This window comes from Burkholderia sp. 567 (assembly GCF_040545115.1).
In the GTDB taxonomy this organism is placed as follows: domain Bacteria; phylum Pseudomonadota; class Gammaproteobacteria; order Burkholderiales; family Burkholderiaceae; genus Burkholderia; species Burkholderia ambifaria.
In genome coordinates, this window is the sequence record NZ_JBEPLG010000008.1 from 29,500 (window position 1) to 48,335 (window position 18,836).

The following is an 18,836-nucleotide window of genomic DNA, read 5'->3' on the forward strand; positions in this document are numbered from 1 at the left end:
GTTGTCCATGTTATTGACGCAGCGCTTCATGCGCTGCTTTTCTTATTCTCTTCATCCCGTCCGCAGCCATGCACGACAAAATCCTGATTCTCGACTTCGGTTCGCAAGTCACCCAACTGATCGCGCGCCGCGTGCGCGAAGCGCACGTCTACTGCGAAATCCACCCGAACGACGTGTCCGACGACTTCGTCCGCGAGTTCGCGCCGAAGGCGGTGATCCTGTCGGGCAGCCACGCGAGCACGTATGAAGACCACCAACTGCGCGCGCCGCAGGCCGTTTGGGATCTCGGCGTGCCGGTGCTCGGCATCTGCTACGGCATGCAGACGATGGCAGTGCAGCTCGGCGGCAAGGTCGAGTGGAGCGACCACCGCGAATTCGGCTACGCGGAAATGCGCGCGCACGGCCATACGCGCCTGCTCGACGGCATCGAGGATTTCACGACGGCCGAAGGCCACGGCATGCTGAAGGTCTGGATGAGCCATGGCGACAAGGTGGCCGAGCTGCCGCCGGGCTTCGCGCTGATGGCGTCGACACCGAGCTGCCCGATCGCCGGCATGGCCGACGAGGCGCGCGGCTACTACGCGGTGCAGTTCCACCCGGAAGTCACGCACACGGTGAAGGGCCGCCAGATCATCGAACGCTTCGTGCTGCAGATCGCCGGCGCGAAGCCCGACTGGATCATGAGCAACCACATCGAGGAAGCCGTCGCGAAGATTCGTGAGCAGGTCGGTGACGAGGAAGTGATTCTCGGCCTGTCGGGCGGCGTCGATTCGAGCGTCGCGGCTGCGCTGATCCACCGCGCGATCGGTGACCAGCTGACCTGCGTGTTCGTCGACCACGGCCTGCTGCGCCTGAACGAGGGCAAGATGGTGCTCGACATGTTCGAGGGCCGCCTGCATGCGAAGGTCGTGCACGTCGACGCATCCGAGCAGTTCCTCGGCCACCTGACCGGTGTGACCGATCCGGAAGCGAAGCGCAAGATCATCGGCCGCGAATTCGTCGAGGTGTTCCAGGCCGAAGCGCAGAAGCTGTCGAAGGCGAAGTGGCTCGCACAGGGCACGATCTATCCGGACGTGGTCGAGTCGGGCGGCACGAAGACGAAGAAGGCGACGACGATCAAGAGCCACCACAACGTCGGTGGCCTGCCGGAAACGCTGGGCCTGAAGCTGCTCGAACCGCTGCGCGACCTGTTCAAGGACGAAGTGCGCGAGCTGGGCGTCGCGCTCGGCCTGCCGCCGGAGATGGTGTACCGCCATCCGTTCCCGGGCCCGGGCCTCGGCGTGCGGATCCTCGGCGAAGTGAAGCGCGAATACGCGGACTTGCTGCGTCGCGCGGATGCGATCTTCATCGAGGAACTGCGCGGCACGACCGCGACGGCGCAGGACGCGGCAGCCGGCCTGTGCGGCGAGGCCGACGTCGGCAAGACCTGGTACGACCTGACGAGCCAGGCGTTCGCGGTGTTCCTGCCGGTGAAGTCGGTCGGCGTGATGGGCGATGGCCGCACGTACGACTACGTGACGTCGCTGCGCGCGGTGCAGACCACCGATTTCATGACCGCGCACTGGGCGCACCTGCCGTACGCGCTGCTCGGCCGCGCGTCGAACCGGATCATCAACGAGGTGCGCGGGATCAACCGTGTGGTGTACGACATCTCGGGGAAGCCGCCGGCGACGATTGAGTGGGAGTGATGCGGCGCCGAGGCGTGCCTCGGTAGCCAATCACGGCATCGGATGATGCGAACGCCCGGCAGGGGAACCTGCCGGGCGTTTTTTTGTGCCGTGCGAGCCGTGCTGGCATCTCACGGCTGCGTCGACAAGCACGCGCTCGCATCCGCCCCGTCTTTACCGAGTTCCGCCAGATACGGCCACGGATAGATGCCGCGTGCATGACCGTCGCCGAACAACAGGCGGATGCCGTAGCCGGCCGCTTCCACGCCGTCCAGCGTCAGACCGGGTTGCGCGTCGACCCGACCGCCACCGAGACGGATCTTCCGGCAAGCGGCGCACGGGCAATCGCTGCGCAACCGCGCGTAGCCGATGCGTTGCGTGTCGCCATCCGGCCAGCGCAGCACCAACGCACGCGCCGCATGATCGACGCGGATTTCAGTCGGCATCGTCATCACGCGTCATCTCCGACCTGCGCGATCGCGATCCGCACGGCCTTGCGCACCTCGGGATCGCGATCGTCAAGGGCGTCGCGCAGCGCGGGCAGCGTCGCCGAATCGCGCAGTTCGCCAAGCGCGAGCGCCGCCTCCTTGCGCAGGTTGCTGATCGCATGCGACAGCAGCCCGACGATGGCCGGCGCCGCAGCCGCGTCGCGCAATTGCCCCAGTGCGCGCACCGCACGCAAGCGCACCTGCCAGTAATCGTCGTCGAGCGCGGCGACGAGCTGGGCGCGTGCGGCCGCGACACGCAGCTTGCCGAGCGTCGCGGCGGCTTCCTCGCGTACCTGCCATGCGGCGTCGCGCAGCGCCGCCAGCAACGCGGTGACGACGGCCGCGTCGCCGGGCGCCGCGAATCCCACCGCTCCGATCGCGATGCGCCGCACGTCCGCATGCGTGTCGGTGGTTGCGATGCGCGCGAGCGGCGGCAGTGCGCGCGCGTCCTTGAGCCAGCCGAGCACGGCGACAGCCTCGGCGCGCACGGCCGCCACGGGCGCGTCGAGCGCGCGCAGCGCCGGCGCGAACGCGGCGGGATCGCGCAGTTCGCGCAAGCCGCGCAGCACGGCGACGCGCACGAACGGTTCGGCGTGTTCGGCCCAGCGGCACAGCACGGCGCCCGACGCGACGTCCTTCAGTTCGGACAGGCCTTGCGCGGCGAGCGCGCGCACGCCGTCGTCGGGGTCGAGCAGCGCACGGCACAGCGCGTCGACGACATCGGGTTGTTCCCACGCGGCAAGCACGCGTGCGGCTTCGCCGCGCACGTCCGCGGACGGATCGTCGCGCAGCGCCGCAACGAAGGTCGGCACGAACTCGGGATCCTCGAGATCGGCGAGTTCGAGCAGCGCAATGCGGCGCACCGATGCATCGGCTGCAGCAACGCGTGAGACGAGCGAGGCATGGTCGGAATCGTGTGCGCCGGGCGGCGGGAAAGCAGGGGAAGAAACGGTCATGGGCGAAAACTCGGAGCAGTCAGGAGCGTGAGGTCAAGCAATGCCAGGCAGTGGCGCTGGATGTCGACGCACGCGCAGCGCAGGTTTCATGTGTCGTGAGCACGGTAGTGGGAAAGCGCCGCGCCGGCGGCGCGCGGGATCAGCGCAGCAGGTAAGGAATGTCCACCTTGACCGCGCCGGTCGGGCAATCGCGTTCGCATGGCATGCAGTACCAGCATTCGTCGAACTGCATGTACGCCTTGCCCTTGGTCACGTCGATCGCGAGCAGGTCGAGCGGGCACACGTCGACGCAGACGGTGCAGCCCTTGTCGGCGATGCAGCGGTCCTCGTCGATCGTCACGGGCGCGCTGCTGCGCAGGAGGATGTCGTGCGGGGTATGGGGCATGGCAAGGTTCCTCAAAGGGCGGCCGCGCGTGCGGCCGGTTCGCGGATGCGCAACTGCGCGTACGCGCTGCGTTCGTCGTCGGCGAGCGGCACGACGTAGGGTTCGACCGACCGCTTCTCGCTGCGCATCGTGCCGTCGACGCTTTTGCGCAGCCAGGTGTGGCAGAACCAGTCGGCGTCATTGCGATGCGGGAAGTCGACGCGATGGTGATACAGTCCCCAGCGGCTCTCGGTGCGGAACAGCGACGCCCGCGCGGCCATCTCGGCGCAGTCGCGGATCGCGCGCACTTCGGCCGCGCGCATCAGTTCATGCGGGTGATTCGCCTTGATTTCTTCGATATCCTCAGTAATTCCGTCAAAACGTTGCAAGCCGATTTCCATCTTGCGCGTCACCTGCGGTGGCTGAAGATAGTCGTTCACCATGCGGCGCAGCTTGTATTCGACCTGCGCCGGCGCGAGGCCGCGCTCGCGCGTGAGCGGCGCGAGCACGCGCGTGCGTTCGGCGGCGACCTGTTCGTCGTCCACCGGCGCGTGAGCGCGGCCGGCCACGTAGTCGGCGGCGTTCTGCCCGGCGAACCAGCCGTAGGTGAACGCGCCGAGCATGTAGTTGTGCGGGACGGCCGCCATGTCGCCGGCCGCGTAGAGACCCGGCACGGTCGTTTCCGCGCGCGCGTTCACGTACACGCCGGACGCGCTGTGGCCGCTGCAGAAACCGATCTCGGAGATGTGCATCTCGACCATCTGGCGCCGGTAGTCGGTGCCGCGTCCCGCATGGAAGCGGCCGCGGCTCGGCCGCTCGTTCGTGTGCAGGATCTGCTCGATGGTCTGGATCGTTTCCTCGGCGAGGTGGTCGAGCTTCAGGAACACCGGACCGTTGCCGCTTTGCAGTTCCTGGTAGAACTCCCACATCATCTGGCCGCTCCAGTAGTCGCACTCGATGAAGCGTTCGCCCTTGCCGTTCGCGGTGAAGCCGCCGAGCGGGCCCGTCACGTACGCGCAGGCCGGGCCGTTGTAGTCCTTGATCAGCGGGTTGATCTGGAAGCACTCGAGGTTCGCGAGCGCCGCGCCCGCGTGATACGCCATCGCGTAGCCGTCGCCCGCGTTGGTCGGGTTCTCGTACGTGCCCATCAGGTAGCCGGAGGCCGGCAGCCCGAGACGGCCGGCCGCGCCGCAGCACAGGATCACGGCCTTCGCGCGGATCACGTGAAAATCGGCGGTGCGGCAGTCGAAGCCGAGCACGCCGCTCGCGCGGCCCTGCGCATCGGTCAGCACGCGCGTCGCGACGATCCGGTTCGTGATCGCGATGCGCGCGCGCTTCAGCTGCCGGTACAGCACCTTCTTGATGTCGTGTCCTTCCGGCATCGGCAGCACGTACGAACCCATGTGGTGGACCTTCTTCACCGCGTAGTCGCCGGTGCCGTCCTTTTCGAACTTCACGCCCCAGCGGTCGAGCTGCTCGATCGTCGCGAAGCTGTGCGTCGCATACGCATAGACGGCTTCCTGGTCGACGATCCCGTCGTTGGCGATCGTGATCTCGCGCGTGTACTGCTCGGGCGTCGCATGGCCGGGGATCACCGCGTTGTTCAGGCCGTCCATCCCCATCGAGATCGCGCCGCTGCGTTTCACGTTGGCCTTCTCCAGCAGCAGCACGCGCAGCGACGGGTCGCGCTCCTTGGCCTTGATCGCGGCCATCGGGCCGGCCGTGCCGCCACCGACCACGACGATGTCGTATTCGAGTACATGGGTATTCATTGCGGGTTCCTTGCAGGTTGGAGCGCCTTCTGCCGATCGATGCGCAACCGGTACTGGAAGGCGTCGCCGCGGAAGTACAGGTGTTCGTAGTCGATCGGCGTGCCCGACGCGTCGTGCGTCAGGCGCTCGATCCGCAGCACGGGGCTGCTTTCCTCGACGCGCAGCGCATCGACGATGTCATCGTCGGCGAGGATCGCGTCGATCGAGACGTCGGCGTGGCCGAGCGGCACGCCGCAGTCGTTCTCGAGGATCAGGAAGATGTCGCGGGTCGCGAGATCCGCGCCCGCGAGCCGCTTGCCGAGCGCCTCGGGCACCCACGTCTGCTCGAGCGACACGGGCTCGCGGTTGAGCAGCCGCACGCGGTGGATCTCGACGAGCGGCGCGCCTTCCGGCACGTTCAGCTTCGTCGCGAGATGACGGTCGGCTTTCACGGTGCGAACGCTGCGCAGCTGGTTGACGATCTCGTAGCCCATCGACGACATCGCCTCGGCGAAGCCCTGCAGCGACGTCACGTTCTGGAACGCCTTCGGCTTCGACACGAAGGTGCCCTTGCCGTGCAACTTGAACAGCAGGCCTTCCTTCTGCAGATCGCCGAGCGCCTGGCGCACGGTGATGCGGCTCACGTCGAACATCGCGCACAGTTCGTGCTCGGACGGCATCCGGCTGTGCGGCGCATAGGAGCCGTCGAGGATCCGTGCGCGCAGCGTGTCCTTGATCTGCACGTAGAGCGGGGCGGCCGACAGCGGCACGACGTTGGGTGGGGTCATCGGTCAACTTGTTATGACAAGATGGCTCGAGTGTAGTGAGCGCGCTTGCGCGTCCCAACCAACGATTTCTGATTTCGACTTTCCGATTCAGGAAAAGGGGGGTGGCGGCGCGACCGATGCGCGTCGGGATCTGCCCCTTGTCGGTCGCTCAAATCCGAGTACCGGCCGACGATCGGACATTCACGCGGCCCGGCGTCGTGCGTGTCGATTTGCCGGCACGCCGTTCGTCGTGTTGATATCGACCGGGCTGGCCGGGCGGCCGCGGTCCGGTTCCTCATCGATGCCTGTACGACGAAGAGAAAGGAGAGACCAGATGCCTGATTCCCGCTATCGCTGGGTGATCGTCGCCGCGGGCGGCCTGATGGGCTGCATCGCGATCGGCGCGATGTTCTCGCTGCCCGTGTTCCTGCGGGCCATTGCACGCGACACCGGCTGGTCGATGACCGGCATTTCCGCCGCGATGACGCTCGGCTTCATCGCGATGGCTTTCGCGAGCATCGGTTGGGGCAGCCTGTCGGACCGCATCGGCACGCGCGCGGTGGTCGTGACGGGCGCCGTGCTGCTGTCGGCGAGCCTCGCGCTCGCGAGCCGTGCACCGTCGCTGCTCGCGTTCCAGCTGATTTTCGGGCTGGCCGTCGGCAGTGCGACGGCCGCGGTGTTCGCGCCGATGATGGCTTGCGTGACCGGCTGGTTCGACACGCACCGCAGCCTCGCGGTATCGCTGGTGTCGGCCGGCATGGGCATGGCGCCGATGACGATGTCGCCGCTCGCGGCCTGGCTCGTGTCGGGCCACGACTGGCGCACGTCGATGCTGGCGATCGCCGCGCTGGCCGCCGTCGTGATGATTCCGGCGTCGCTGCTCGTGCGCCGTGCGCCCGCGCTCGATGTGCCGCCCGCCGGGCCGACGCCGGCAGGCGGGCCCGCGACCGCGCCGCTGTCGGTCGGCGGCGCGTTGCGCTCGCCGCAGTTCCTCGTGCTGCTGCTGACCAACTTCTTCTGCTGCGCGACGCACTCCGGCCCGATCTTCCATACGGTCAGCTACGCGGTGACCTGCGGGATCCCGCTGATCGCCGCGGTGTCGATCTACAGCGTCGAGGGGCTCGCCGGCATGGGCGGACGCATCGCGTTCGGGCTGCTGGGCGACCGCCTCGGCGCGAAGCGCATGCTGGTGGCGGGGCTGCTCGCGCAGGCGCTGGGCGCGCTCGGCTATTACTTCGTGCGCACGCTGGACGGGTTCTACGTGGTCGCGACGCTGTTCGGCTTCATCTATGCGGGCGTGATGCCGCTCTATGCGGTTCTCGCGCGCGAGAACTTCCCGCTGCGGATGATGGGCACCGTGATCGGCGGCTGCGCGATGGCCGGCAGCCTTGGGATGGCGGCGGGGCCCGTCGCCGGCGGTCTGATCGTCGATGCGCTGGGCAGCTACGGCTGGCTGTACCTCGGATCGTTCGCGATCGGCATCGGCGCGTTCCTCGTCGCGATGATGTTCCGGCCGTTTCCCAAGGAGCGCTCGCAGCCGGTCGCCGCGTGACCTGGCTGCCCCGAAATGGCGATTTCGGCGGGATGACGACTGCTGGTTCGCGCCGACGAAAATAAAAAAAGCGGGGGCGGCGGCGCATGCACAAATCAGGCCAGACTCGCGCCAAATCCTCGCGAAGCCTGCTGCGGCGCAGCACAGCGGCAAGTCGCGCCGATCGGCATGCATGCGCGCCGATTCGGCCCCTAAAACCACAATATCGAGCATCCGTTCGAATGGCCTGTCATACGCGCGTCACCCTGCTAGAATTCGGCTGCCGCATTGTTCCGAATGACTGATGAGACTGCTTGACGCACTGGTCGAACAACGAATCGCCGCCGCCGCCGCGCGGGGCGAGTTCGACGATTTGCCGGGTACCGGCGCGCCGCAGGCGCTGGATGACGACCTGCTCGTACCCGAGGAGGTGCGGGTGGCCAACCGTATCCTGAAGAACGCGGGCTTCGTGCCGCCGGCTGTCGAGCAACTGCGCGCGCTGCGCAATCTGCAGGACGAACTGCAGGCGGTCAGCGACCGCGCCGCGCGCTGCCGGCTGCAGGCGAAGATCCTCGCGCTCGACATGGCGCTCGAATCGCTGCGCGGCGGCCCGATGGTGATGCCGCGCGACTATTGCCGGCGCATCGCGGAGCGCCTCTGCGAACGCGGGCTCGACGACATGCCCGCCGAAGCGGGGCCGATGTGAGCGTCGACGCGCTGCACGACGCGGCAGCCGGATCCGCAGCCTCTACCGATTCTCCCGTTCCCGAAGCCGCACCCGTGTCGGCGCGCGACCTGCATTTCATGCGTCTCGCGCAGGCCGCGGCCGAAGAGGCGCGCGCGGCCGGTGAAGTGCCGGTCGGCGCCGTGCTGGTGTGCGGCGACGAGGTGATCGCGCGCGGCTTCAATCATCCGATCGGCGGGCACGACCCGTCGGCCCATGCGGAAATGGCCGCGCTGCGCATGGCCGCGCAGCATCTGCAGAATTACCGAATGCCCGGCTGCGAGCTGTACGTGACGCTCGAGCCATGCCTGATGTGCGCGGGCGCGATCATGCACGCCCGCATCGCACGGGTCGTCTACGGCGCCGCCGATCCGAAGACGGGCGCATGCGGCAGCGTGATCGACGCGTTCGCGAATCCGCAGCTCAACCACCATACCGAGGTGACCGGCGGCGTGCTCGCCGACGAGTGCGGCGCCGCGCTGAAGTCGTTCTTCGCGGAACGCCGCCGCGCGCTGCGTGAAGCGCGGCTCGCTCGCGACGCCGAAGCCGGCGCGTCATAAGCGCCCCCGAACGCGCCCGTTCCCCGAAGCGGGGCGGGCTGCCCGGTTCCGTGAACCCGAGACGGTTCGGACCCTCTAAGCAGGTTTGACGACCCTGAACCCTTCCGCCATGTCCTTCCAGCCCGCCGCGTCCTACACCATCCGCCTGCTGGCGCCGTCCGGTTATCCGCACGATCCCGACGCGATCAATCGCGCGCTCGAACGCCTGAGCGGCGCGCAGCAGCGCATCGAGAACATCGAGGCGACGCAGCGCCGCTTTCAGCGTTTCGGCGGGACCGACGGCGAGCGGGCAGGCGACCTGAATCGCCTGGCGGATCCGGAGCGCGCGCTGCCGGACATCGGGCTCGCGGTGCGCGGCGGCTACGGTGCCGCCCGCATCCTGCACGGGCTCGACTATCGCGGGCTCGAGCGCCGCCTGCGCGACCAGCCGATTGCGCTGGTGGGGCACAGCGACTTCACCGCGATCCAGCTCGCGCTGTACGCGAAGGCGCGCATCAAGACCTTCGGCGGCCCGATGCTGTCGGCCGACTTCGGCGCGGAAACGCTGAGCGACTTCACGATGCAACACTTCTGGCAGACGCTGTCGCAGCCGACCACGACGATCATCACCGAAGCGCCGCAGGTGCAGACCGTGAACGTGACGGGCACGCTGTGGGGCGGCAATCTCGCGATCCTGACGTCGCTCGTCGGCACGCCGTACATGCCCGATATCGAAGGCGGCATCCTGTTCATCGAGGACGTCAACGAGCAGCCGTTCCGGATCGAACGGATGATCTACCAGCTGCATCTGTCGGGGTTGCTCGCGCGCCAGCAGGCGCTCGTGCTCGGGCAGTTCACGGGCGCGCGGCCGTTCGACTACGACAACGGCTACGACATGCAGGCGATGATCGACCAGGTGCGCTCGGTGATCGGCATCCCGGTCGTCACGGGGCTGCAGTTCGGTCACGTGCCCGACCTGCTGACGCTGCCGTTCGGCGCGCACGCGCAGCTCGTCGCGAATGCGCACGGTTTCCGGCTTACGCTGTCGGACTATCCGCATCTCGGCTAAGCCGGACAGGCACCATCGAAAGGCGGGGGTTTTCCCGCCTTTTCTTTGGGTATATGCGCAACTAACGGTCGCAAATTTTCATCGCCGCCGATCGGGCTTGTCTTATGGCATGCACCATTTTTGTCAACAAAATAGCCGGAAGGGTATACGCCGTGATCCGCCTTGAATAAGCCTGAAATGCTTGCCGTGCCTGACTTTCGTGCGCCGCGCACGGATCTGGCGCGACCGCGTGCACACGGATTGTGCGCATTTCGAGAAAAGAATTGTTGACAATCTTTATGTCCATCCTAGGATGAGGACCATCACACGATGCAGATCATGAACGAGCCCGATTCCCATGCGTCCGGCACAGCCGGCCCCGAAGCGATCGCCGAGCGGATCCGCACCGCGATCCTCGAGCATCGGCTCGCGCCCGGCGCGAAGCTGACGGAGGCGCAGCTCTGCGACGTGTTCAGCGTGAAGCGCGGGACGATCCGGCAGGCGCTCGCTCTGCTCGCGGCCGACAAGCTGGTCGATCTCGAGCCGAACCGCGGTGCGTTCGTCGCGAGTCCGACGCTGCAGGACGTGCACGAGGTGTTCGAGATGCGCCGGATCATCGAGCTGGCCGTCGTCGAGCGGCTCGCGACGGGGCCGGGCGCGAAGCGGCTGAAGGGCGTCGCCGTGCTGATCGACAAGGAACGCAAGGCGTTCGAGCGGCACGATTTCGCGGCGTGGATCCGCCTGTCGGGCGAATTCCATACGGCGCTCGCAGCGCTGACGGGCAATGCGACGCTCTGCGAGTGCCTCGACGGGCTCGTCGCACGCTCGACGCTGATGTCGGCGCTGTACGAATCGCACGGACGCAGCCCGTGCTCGTGCGACGACCACGACGAGATCCTGAGCGCGCTGGAAGCGGGGGATCCGAAGCGGGCGGTGACGCTGATGGCGCACCACCTGCAGCATGTCGAACTGAAGATGCTGGACCGGCCCGCGCAAGGGCAGGTCGATTTGCGCGAAGTGTTCGGCGGCGCCTGAGCGGCGACGCGAACCGGCCCGCGCGCCACACGACGAGAGCAATGCAGGCCGGCGGTTTGCGCCGCCGGCCGCCAGTCCGACTCCGGGCGACGATCCGGAGCGATATCGATGACGGTGGAGCGGCCGGGCGGCCGCGTCAAGGAGAAGTCATGGCTCAGTTCAGTGTGGCGCACGACAGCGCGTATCCGGCGGAAGAAGGCGGCGAGGGCGGCGGTTCCGCGTTGCCGGACGGTTACAGTCGACGTTTGTACAACGAAGATTTGGCACCCCTAAAGAATCAGACATGGGGTTCGTACAACATCTTCGCGTTCTGGATGTCGGACGTGCACAGCGTCGGCGGCTACGTGTTCGCGGGCAGCCTGTTCGCGCTCGGGCTGACGAGCTGGCAGGTGCTGATCGCGCTGATCGTCGGCATCACGATCGTGAACCGGCTGTGCAACCTGATCGCGCGCCCGAGCCAGCAGATCGGCGTGCCGTATCCGGTCGCGTGCCGCGCGACGTTCGGCGTGCTCGGCGCGAACGTGCCGGCCGTGATCCGCGGGCTGATCGCGATCGCGTGGTACGGCATCCAGACCTATCTCGCGTCCAGCGCGCTCGTGATCGTCGTGCTGAAGTTTTTCCCGCAATGGCTGCCGTACGCGGACGTCCATCGTTACGGCTTCCTCGGGCTGTCCGCGGTCGGCTGGGCCGGCTTCATGCTGCTGTGGGTGCTGCAGGCGTTCGTGTTCTGGAACGGGATGGAGACGATCAAGAAGTTCATCGACTTCGCGGGCCCGGCCGTCTACGTCGTGATGTTCATCCTGGCCGGCTACATGGTGTGGCGCGCGGGCTGGCGCAACATCGGCCTGAACCTCGGCGGCGTCAAGTATCACGGCGCGGAAGTGATTCCGGTGATGATCACGGCCGTGTCGCTCGTCGTGTCGTACTTCTCCGGGCCGATGCTGAACTTCGGCGACTTCTCGCGCTACTGCCGCTCGTTCGGCGACGTGAAGCGCGGCAACTTCTGGGGGCTGCCGGTCAACTTCCTTGCGTTCTCGCTCGTCACGGTGATCACGACGGCCGCGACGCTGCCGGTGTTCGGCGAACTCATCACCGACCCCGTCGCGACGGTCGGCCGCATCGATCATCCGACCGCGGTGATCCTCGGCGCGCTGACGTTCACGATCGCGACGATCGGCATCAACATCGTCGCGAACTTCGTGTCGCCCGCGTTCGACTTCTCGAACGTCGCGCCGCGGCTGATCAGCTGGCGCGCGGGCGGGATGCTCGCCGCCGTCGCGTCGATCTTCATCACGCCGTGGAACCTGTTCAACAACCCGGCCGTGATCCACTACACGCTCGACGTGCTCGGCGCGTTCATCGGCCCGCTGTACGGCGTGCTGATCGCCGACTTCTACCTCGTCAAGCACGGCCGCCTCGTGCGCGACGACCTCTACACGATGTCGGAGAGCGGCACCTACTGGTACACGGGGGGCGTGAACCGCCGCGCGCTCGTCGCGCTGCTGCCGGCCGCGGTGATCGCGGTCGTCTGCGTGATGGTGCCGGGCTGGCAGGCCGCCGCGAACTTCTCGTGGTTCATCGGCGCGGGGCTCGGCTTCGTGTTCTACCGGCTGCTCGTGAGCACGAAGGCCTGAGGAGCGCGCGATGAAGATCAAGCTGATCAATCCGAATACGACGCAGCGGATGACGGATGCGATGGGCCGCTGCGCGCGTGAAGTCGCGGCCGCGGGCACCGAGATCGTCGCGGTGAGCCCGCCGATGGGGCCGCCGTCGATCGAAGGCTATTACGACGAGGCGCTCGCGACGCCCGGGCTCCTCGCCGAGATCGCGCAGGGCGAGCGCGACGGCTGCGACGCGTACGTGATCGCGTGTTTCGGCGATCCGGGCCTGTATGCGGCGCGCGAGGTCGCGCGCGGGCCGGTGATCGGGATCGCCGAAGCGGCGATGCACGCGGCGAGCGTGCTCGCGCCGGGCTTTTCGGTCGTCACGACGCTCGCGCGCACCTGCGGGATGGCATGGCATCTCGCCGAGCGCTACGGGATGAAGCGCTTCTGCCGCAACGTGCGCGCGACCGACGTCGCGGTGCTCGAGCTCGACCGGCCGGGCTCGGCCGCGCGGCGGATCATCGTCGACGAATGCCGGCGCGCGCTCGACGAGGACGGCGCCGACGCGATCGTGCTCGGCTGCGCGGGGATGGCCGAATTCGCGCACGAGATCGAGCAGCAGATCGGCGCGCCGGTCGTGGAAGGCGTGACGGCGGCCGTCAAGTGGGCCGAGGCGCTCGTCGCGCTGCGCCTCGCGACCGCGAAGCGCGGCGACTATGCGCGGCCGCTGCCGAAGCGCTATGACGGCGAATTCGCGCGCTTCAGCCCGGCGGAGGACGCGTCGCCGGCCGCGGCGGCCGCCGGCACGGCGCGCAGCGGCACCGCCGAGCCGGAACGGATGCCCAATTTGCCGCAACCGCACATACACACCGTCTGACCTGCACTATCTGCGCCGCTGTATGGGCGCGTCTGCACCTTTTCGCTACACTGGGCCGTCATCGCATCGGCCCGCGCGGGCGGCCTCCGGCACACGCGCGGCTCGATGCGAACCCATTATTCCGGCAGGCTTTCGTCGCACCTCGAACCCATGTCCCTCGATCCCAACTATCCTCGCGACCTGATCGGCTACGGCCGCCATCCCGTGCAGGCGAACTGGCCCGGGCGCGCCCGCGTCGCCGTGCAATTCGTGCTGAACTACGAGGAGGGCGGCGAGAACTGCGTGCTGCACGGCGATCCGGCCTCCGAGCAGTTCCTGTCCGAAATCGTCGGCGCGGCCGCGTATCCGGACCGCCACATGAGCATGGAGTCGATCTACGAATACGGTTCGCGTGCCGGCGTATGGCGCATCCTGCGCGAATTCGAGAAGCGCGGGCTGCCGCTGACGGTCTTCGGCGTCGGCATGGCGATCGAGCGCCATCCGGAACTCGCGCGCGCATTCGTCGAGCTCGGTCATGAGATCGCGTGCCACGGCTGGCGCTGGATCCACTACCAGAGCATGACGCCCGAACTCGAGGCCGAGCACATGCGCCTCGGGATGGAAGCGATCGAGCGCGTGACGGGCGAGCGTCCGCTTGGCTGGTATACCGGCCGCGACAGCCCGAACACGCACCGTCTCGTCGCGGAATATGGCGGCTTCCTGTACGACTCCGACAACTATGGCGACGACCTGCCGTTCTGGATGGACGTCGCCGTGTCGGGCGGCGGCACGTCGCCGCAGCTGATCGTCCCGTACACGCTCGATACGAACGACATGCGCTTCGCGACGCCGCAGGGCTTCAACACCGGCGAGCACTTCTTCGACTACCTGCGCGACGCATTCGACGTGCTGTACGCCGAGGGCGACGAAGCGCCGAAGATGCTGTCGATCGGGATGCACTGCCGGCTGCTGGGCCGGCCGGGGCGTTTTCGCGGGCTGCAGCGTTTCCTCGACCACATCGAGCAGCACGATCGCGTATGGGTGACGCGCCGTGTCGATATCGCGCGTCATTGGCGTGAGCATCATCCGTATCAGCCCAATCATCGAAACGAAGGGAAAGCATGAAGGCGATGCGTTACACGTTGGATCAACTGAACACGATGGCGCCGAGCGCATTCGTCGCGGCGCTGTCAGGGATCTTCGAACATTCGCCGTGGGTGGCCGAGGTCGCCGCGGCCGAGCGGCCGTTCGCGAGCATCGACGCGCTGCACAAGACGATGTCGGATGCGGTCGAGACGGGCGGCGAAGCGCGCCAGCTCGCCCTGATCAACGCTCACCCGGAGCTGGCCGGCAAGGCCGCCGTACGCGGCGAGCTGACGGCCGAGTCGACGCGCGAGCAGAGCGGCGCGGGTCTCGACCAGTGCACGCAGGAAGAGTTCGACAAGCTGCTGACGCTGAACCGCACGTATCGCGAGAAGTTCGGTTTCCCGTTCATCCTCGCGGTGCGCGGCTATGACCGGCACGGCATCATCGCGAACTTCGAGTCGCGCGTGAATCATTCGCGCGCCGAGGAGCTGCGCGCGAGCCTCGATCAGATCTACCGGATCGCGCGCTTTCGCCTCGACGACCTGATCGACGCCTGACACAACACGGCCTGCTGCGTCGCAGCGGCCTGACACCGCCTCACCGCCTCACTGAAACAAGGAAACATCATGGCTGTTCCGCTTCTCGATCCCGACGCACCCGATTTCACGCGGCGCTACGTGAACCTTGCCGACCCGCGTCTCGGTGCGCAGGCGCTCGAGGCCAGCGACGACTTCTTCGCGCCGAAGGAGCGGATGCTGAACCACGAGCCGGCGGTGTTCATCCCCGGCAAGTACGACGATCACGGCAAGTGGATGGATGGCTGGGAGACACGCCGCAAGCGCACGACGGGCTATGACTGGTGCATCGTCAAGCTCGCGCGGCCGGGCGTGATCAAGGGTTTCGACATCGACACGAGCCACTTCACCGGCAACTTCCCGCCGGCCGCGTCGATCGAGGCCGCGTACGTGGCCGATGGCGCGCCGACGCATGCGACCGAGTGGGTCGAGATCGTGCCGTCGACGACGCTGCAGGGCAACAGCCATCACTACGTCGAAGCGAGCGACGCGCGTGCGTTCACGCACCTGCGCGTGAACATCTATCCGGACGGCGGCATCGCGCGCCTGCGCGTGTACGGCCAGCCGCAGCTCGACTGGGCCGGCGCGAGTGCGACCGAGCAGTTCGACCTCGCGGCGATGGAAAACGGCGGCTACGTGGTGGCCGCGAACAACCAGCACTTCGGCGTCGCGTCGAACCTGCTGCTGCCGGGCCGCGGCGTGAACATGGGCGACGGCTGGGAAACCCGGCGTCGCCGCGAACCGGGTAACGACTGGGCGATCATCGCGCTCGCGCAGCCGGGCGTGATCCGCAAGATCGAAGTCGATACCGCGTTCTTCAAGGGCAACTACCCGGACCGCTGCTCGATCCAGGCCGCGTACGTGTCGGGCGGCACCGACAGCTCGCTGATCACGCAGTCGATGTTCTGGCCGGTGCTGCTCGGCGAACAGAAGCTGCAGATGGACAAGCAGCATTACTTCGAACACGAAATCGCGTCGCTGGGCCCGGTGACGCACGTCCGCCTGAACATCATTCCGGACGGTGGCGTATCGCGCGTGCGTCTGTGGGGGACGCTCGACAAATGAAGACGCTTGCCATCGAACCGCTGACCCGGGAAGCGTTCGCGCCGTTCGGCGACGTGATCGAGACGGAGGGCGCGAAGCAGATTCCGATCAACCTCGGCACGACGATCCGCTTTCACGATCTCGCGAAAGTCGATGTGGCGGACGAAGGCGGCCGCACGCTCATCAACCTGTTCCGCGGTCAGCCGCGCACGCTGCCGTTCGAGGTGAAGATGCTCGAGCGCCATCCGCTCGGCAGCCAGGCGTTCGTGCCGCTGAACGAGCAGCCGTATCTCGTCGTCGTCGCGCCGGCGGGCGATCTCGATCCGTCGAAGATCCGCGCGTTCGTGACGAGCGGGTGGCAGGGCGTCAACTATGCGAAGGGCGTGTGGCATCACCCGCTGATCGCACTCGGCGGCGTCAGCGACTTCATCGTCGTCGATCGCGGCGGTGAAGGCCTGAACCTGAATGAGCAGGACCTGCAGGAATCGCTGTGGCTCACCGAGGACGCGCTGGATGCGCTGACGGCCTGAGAGCCGGATTGCTGCCGTTGCCGTTCGAAGCATCAAGGAAACCCGCGCGCCGCGCGGGTTTTTTTATGCGTGCCGCGTGCTATCGTGCTCGCATCGCCACCGCCCGAAGTCCGGTTCCGGACCCGATCCCGATGAGTCACCCTGAAAACGACCTCGCCGTCCTGCTGCGCACGATGCAGCCCGGGCTGCATCGCGGTGCCTTCGCATTCGTCGCACTGCCGGCCGATGCCGAAATATCGTTATCCGAAACGATCGCGACGTTCCGCGAAGCGGAAGGCATGACGGTCGTGGTCGACGAAGAGACTGCGGCACGTCGCGGCTGGCCGGTGCTGTTTCGCGCCGCGTGGATCACGCTGACCGTGCATTCGGATCTCGCGGCGGTTGGCCTGACGGCCGCGTTCGCGCGGGCATTGGGCGCGGCCGGCATCAGCTGCAACGTGATGGCTGCTGCGTATCATGATCACATCTTCGTGCCGTTCGACGACGGCCCGCGCGCGCTCGATGCGCTCGTCGCGCTGCAGCGCGACGCGATGCGCGGCTAGCGGGCGACGCGTTTCGCACAGGCAAAAAAACGGGCCCGTTTCCGGGCCCGCGAACGGAGAGGATGCGCCGGCAACCGACCGCCGGCGCCCGGCGGCTTACTTGACCGCGCCACCCTCGAACCAGGCGGCGAGCTTCACGCGCTCGTCGTCGGTCATGTGCGTGACGTTGCCGATCGGCATCGCCTTCAGGCGCACGGCCTGTTCGTAGATACGCTGCGCATTCTTCGACACTTCGTCCGGCGTGTCGAACATCACGCCGGCGGGCGCGCTGCCCATCAGCGTCGGCTTGGCCGAGTGGCACTCGACGCAGCGCTGCTGCAGGATCGGCATGATGTCGTTGATCACGATCTTCGGTGCGTTTGCCGCCTGCGCTTCAGGTGCGACCGGCTTCGGCATCGTCCACACGAGCGCGCCCGACAGCAGCGCGACGCCGCCGATCGGCAGGTACCACAGCTGCTTGCCGCGGTGACGCATCACGAAGAACTGACGGATCAGCGCGCCGGCCAGCATGATCAGCACGAGCACGACCCAGTTGAACTTGTTCGTGTACGTCATCGCATAGTGGTTCGACAGCATCGCGAACACGACCGGCAGCGTGAAATACGTGTTGTGCACCGAGCGCTGCTTGCCGCGCTTGCCGTAGATCGGGTTCGGTTCTTCGCCCTTGAGCATCTTGTCGACCATCTTGCGCTGGCCCGGGATGATCACGAAGAACACGTTCGCCGACATGATCGTCGCGAGCATCGCGCCGACGATCAGGTACGCCGCACGGCCCGCGAAGATGTGGCACGCGAGGTACGCGGCGACGACGACGTAGAGGCCCACGCAGATGCCGAGCACGCGATCGTTGGTGCCGAGGATGCGGCACAGCGAGTCGTAGACGATCCAGCCGGCCGCGAGGAAGCCGAGCGCGGATGCGACGGCGACTACCGGGCCCATGTCGAGCACGCTCTTGTCGATCAGGTAGGTGTTCGGTGCGAGCAGGTACAGCACGAAGAACAGCGAGAAGCCCGACAGCCAGGTCGTGTACGACGGCCACTTCGACCAGTGCAGGTCATCCGGCATTTCCGGCGGGGCGACCGTGTACTTCTGCATGTTGTAGAAACCGCCGCCGTGGACGTGCCACAGCTCGCCGAACACGCCGCGCTTGCGCTGGTTCGCGTCGGTCGGCGGTTTCAGGCTGTTGTCGAGCGCGACGAAATAGAACGACTCGCCGATCCACGCAATGGCGACGATGACGTGCAGCCATCGCAGCGCGAGGTTCAGCCAGTCGGTGATGAAGCCTTCCATGAAACTCCTCCAGACTCAGATCGTTATCTTTGATGCGGGCGCCGATGCGTGTGTCAGCTGCCGCGATAGGTGCTGTACGACCACGGCGACACGAGCAGCGGCACGTGGTAGTGCGACGCGGTGTCGGCGATGCCGAAGCGCAGCACGACGCGGTCGACGAAACGGGGTTCGGGCACCTTCACGCCGAGCGACGCGAAGTAGTCGCCGGCGTGGAAAACGAGTTCGTATTCGCCGGCGGCGAGCGCGGCGCCTTCGAGCAGCGGTTCGTCGCAGCGGCCGTCGCTATTGGTCAGCACGGTCTTGATCGCGCGGCGCGATTCGCCGTCCAGCGCGTAGAGGTCCACCTTGATGGCAGCGCCGGGACGACCGTGCGCCGTATCGAGTACGTGGGTAGTGAGCTTTCCCATTCGTTGTGTCCTTGTGTGAATGCGAGGTTCGG

Annotated in this window: 20 protein-coding genes; 13 read left to right on the forward strand and 7 right to left on the reverse strand. The window is 67.1% G+C overall.

Annotated features, from left to right (window positions below; all coding sequences use genetic code 11):
* The first annotated feature begins 68 nt into the window (after window positions 1–68).
* Window positions 69–1,688 carry a glutamine-hydrolyzing GMP synthase gene (guaA, locus tag ABIC50_RS22715; protein WP_175700498.1) on the forward strand — a complete coding sequence of 540 codons (1,620 nt, stop codon included), beginning with the start codon at window positions 69–71 and terminating at the stop codon, window positions 1,686–1,688.
* Between the two features lie 110 nt (window positions 1,689–1,798).
* On the opposite strand, the gene ABIC50_RS22720 is transcribed toward guaA, so the two are convergent.
* The 5 genes from ABIC50_RS22720 to ABIC50_RS22740 form a co-directional block, all read right to left on the reverse strand.
* Window positions 1,799–2,119, reverse strand: a complete 321-nt coding sequence (locus ABIC50_RS22720) for a gamma-butyrobetaine hydroxylase-like domain-containing protein (protein ID WP_354166924.1) — start codon at window positions 2,117–2,119, stop codon at window positions 1,799–1,801.
* Window positions 2,119–3,111: a HEAT repeat domain-containing protein gene (locus ABIC50_RS22725; protein WP_354166926.1), complete on the reverse strand. Its 993-nt coding sequence runs from the start codon at window positions 3,109–3,111 to the stop codon at window positions 2,119–2,121. Before ABIC50_RS22725 ends, ABIC50_RS22720 begins: the two co-directional genes overlap by 1 nt.
* A gap of 139 nt (window positions 3,112–3,250) precedes the next feature.
* Window positions 3,251–3,496, reverse strand: coding sequence for a 4Fe-4S dicluster domain-containing protein (locus tag ABIC50_RS22730; RefSeq protein WP_059943129.1), 246 nt, complete (start codon window positions 3,494–3,496; stop codon window positions 3,251–3,253).
* Between the two features lie 11 nt (window positions 3,497–3,507).
* On the reverse strand, window positions 3,508–5,247 hold the full coding sequence (locus tag ABIC50_RS22735) for a fumarate reductase/succinate dehydrogenase flavoprotein subunit (RefSeq protein WP_354166928.1): 1,740 nt from the start codon (window positions 5,245–5,247) through the stop codon (window positions 3,508–3,510).
* On the reverse strand, window positions 5,244–6,014 hold the full coding sequence (locus tag ABIC50_RS22740; protein ID WP_175714883.1) for a GntR family transcriptional regulator: 771 nt from the start codon (window positions 6,012–6,014) through the stop codon (window positions 5,244–5,246). Before ABIC50_RS22740 ends, ABIC50_RS22735 begins: the two co-directional genes overlap by 4 nt.
* 313 nt (window positions 6,015–6,327) lie before the next feature.
* Here ABIC50_RS22740 and ABIC50_RS22745 point away from each other — a divergent pair, with 313 nt between their 5' ends.
* The 12 genes from ABIC50_RS22745 (at window position 6,328) to ABIC50_RS22800 (ending at window position 17,107) form a co-directional block, all read left to right on the forward strand.
* Window positions 6,328–7,545, forward strand: a complete 1,218-nt coding sequence (locus ABIC50_RS22745; RefSeq protein WP_354166931.1) for an MFS transporter — start codon at window positions 6,328–6,330, stop codon at window positions 7,543–7,545.
* 283 nt (window positions 7,546–7,828) lie between these two features.
* Entirely contained in the window at window positions 7,829–8,230 is a 402-nt protein-coding gene (locus ABIC50_RS22750; protein WP_006760552.1) for a DnaJ family domain-containing protein, read from the forward strand.
* Window positions 8,227–8,808, forward strand: a complete 582-nt coding sequence (tadA, locus tag ABIC50_RS22755; protein ID WP_175762894.1) for a tRNA adenosine(34) deaminase TadA — start codon at window positions 8,227–8,229, stop codon at window positions 8,806–8,808. The genes ABIC50_RS22750 and tadA overlap by 4 nt, the downstream gene beginning before the upstream one ends.
* Window positions 8,809–8,917: 109 nt before the next feature.
* Window positions 8,918–9,856, forward strand: coding sequence for a muramoyltetrapeptide carboxypeptidase (ldcA, locus tag ABIC50_RS22760; protein ID WP_175655556.1), 939 nt, complete (start codon window positions 8,918–8,920; stop codon window positions 9,854–9,856).
* Between the two features lie 309 nt (window positions 9,857–10,165).
* Window positions 10,166–10,870: a GntR family transcriptional regulator gene (locus ABIC50_RS22765; RefSeq protein WP_354166934.1), complete on the forward strand. Its 705-nt coding sequence runs from the start codon at window positions 10,166–10,168 to the stop codon at window positions 10,868–10,870.
* Between the two features lie 149 nt (window positions 10,871–11,019).
* A complete protein-coding gene (locus ABIC50_RS22770) occupies window positions 11,020–12,504 on the forward strand; it encodes an NCS1 family nucleobase:cation symporter-1 (RefSeq protein ID WP_354166937.1) in 1,485 nt (494 codons plus the stop codon).
* Window positions 12,505–12,514: 10 nt separating this feature from the next.
* Window positions 12,515–13,351: an aspartate/glutamate racemase family protein gene (locus ABIC50_RS22775; protein WP_354166940.1), complete on the forward strand. Its 837-nt coding sequence runs from the start codon at window positions 12,515–12,517 to the stop codon at window positions 13,349–13,351.
* 150 nt (window positions 13,352–13,501) lie between these two features.
* Window positions 13,502–14,455 (forward strand): allantoinase PuuE, encoded by a 954-nt coding sequence (gene puuE, locus ABIC50_RS22780; protein WP_041491208.1) that lies wholly within the window; start codon window positions 13,502–13,504, stop codon window positions 14,453–14,455.
* Complete coding sequence (uraD, locus tag ABIC50_RS22785) at window positions 14,452–14,973, forward strand: 2-oxo-4-hydroxy-4-carboxy-5-ureidoimidazoline decarboxylase (protein WP_011657193.1); 522 nt, start codon at window positions 14,452–14,454, stop codon at window positions 14,971–14,973. Before puuE ends, uraD begins: the two co-directional genes overlap by 4 nt.
* Before the next feature lie 69 nt (window positions 14,974–15,042).
* On the forward strand, window positions 15,043–16,056 hold the full coding sequence (gene alc / locus ABIC50_RS22790; RefSeq protein WP_354166943.1) for an allantoicase: 1,014 nt from the start codon (window positions 15,043–15,045) through the stop codon (window positions 16,054–16,056).
* On the forward strand, window positions 16,053–16,565 hold the full coding sequence (locus ABIC50_RS22795; protein ID WP_175737627.1) for an ureidoglycolate lyase: 513 nt from the start codon (window positions 16,053–16,055) through the stop codon (window positions 16,563–16,565). Before alc ends, ABIC50_RS22795 begins: the two co-directional genes overlap by 4 nt.
* A 131-nt stretch (window positions 16,566–16,696) precedes the next feature.
* Window positions 16,697–17,107, forward strand: coding sequence for an ACT domain-containing protein (locus ABIC50_RS22800; protein ID WP_212071701.1), 411 nt, complete (start codon window positions 16,697–16,699; stop codon window positions 17,105–17,107).
* 96 nt (window positions 17,108–17,203) lie between these two features.
* On the opposite strand, the gene ABIC50_RS22805 is transcribed toward ABIC50_RS22800, so the two are convergent.
* On the reverse strand, window positions 17,204–18,397 hold the full coding sequence (locus ABIC50_RS22805; protein WP_006754395.1) for a urate hydroxylase PuuD: 1,194 nt from the start codon (window positions 18,395–18,397) through the stop codon (window positions 17,204–17,206).
* Window positions 18,398–18,450: 53 nt separating this feature from the next.
* Window positions 18,451–18,804 carry a hydroxyisourate hydrolase gene (uraH, locus tag ABIC50_RS22810; protein ID WP_011657188.1) on the reverse strand — a complete coding sequence of 118 codons (354 nt, stop codon included), beginning with the start codon at window positions 18,802–18,804 and terminating at the stop codon, window positions 18,451–18,453.
* Window positions 18,805–18,836 lie beyond the last annotated feature (32 nt).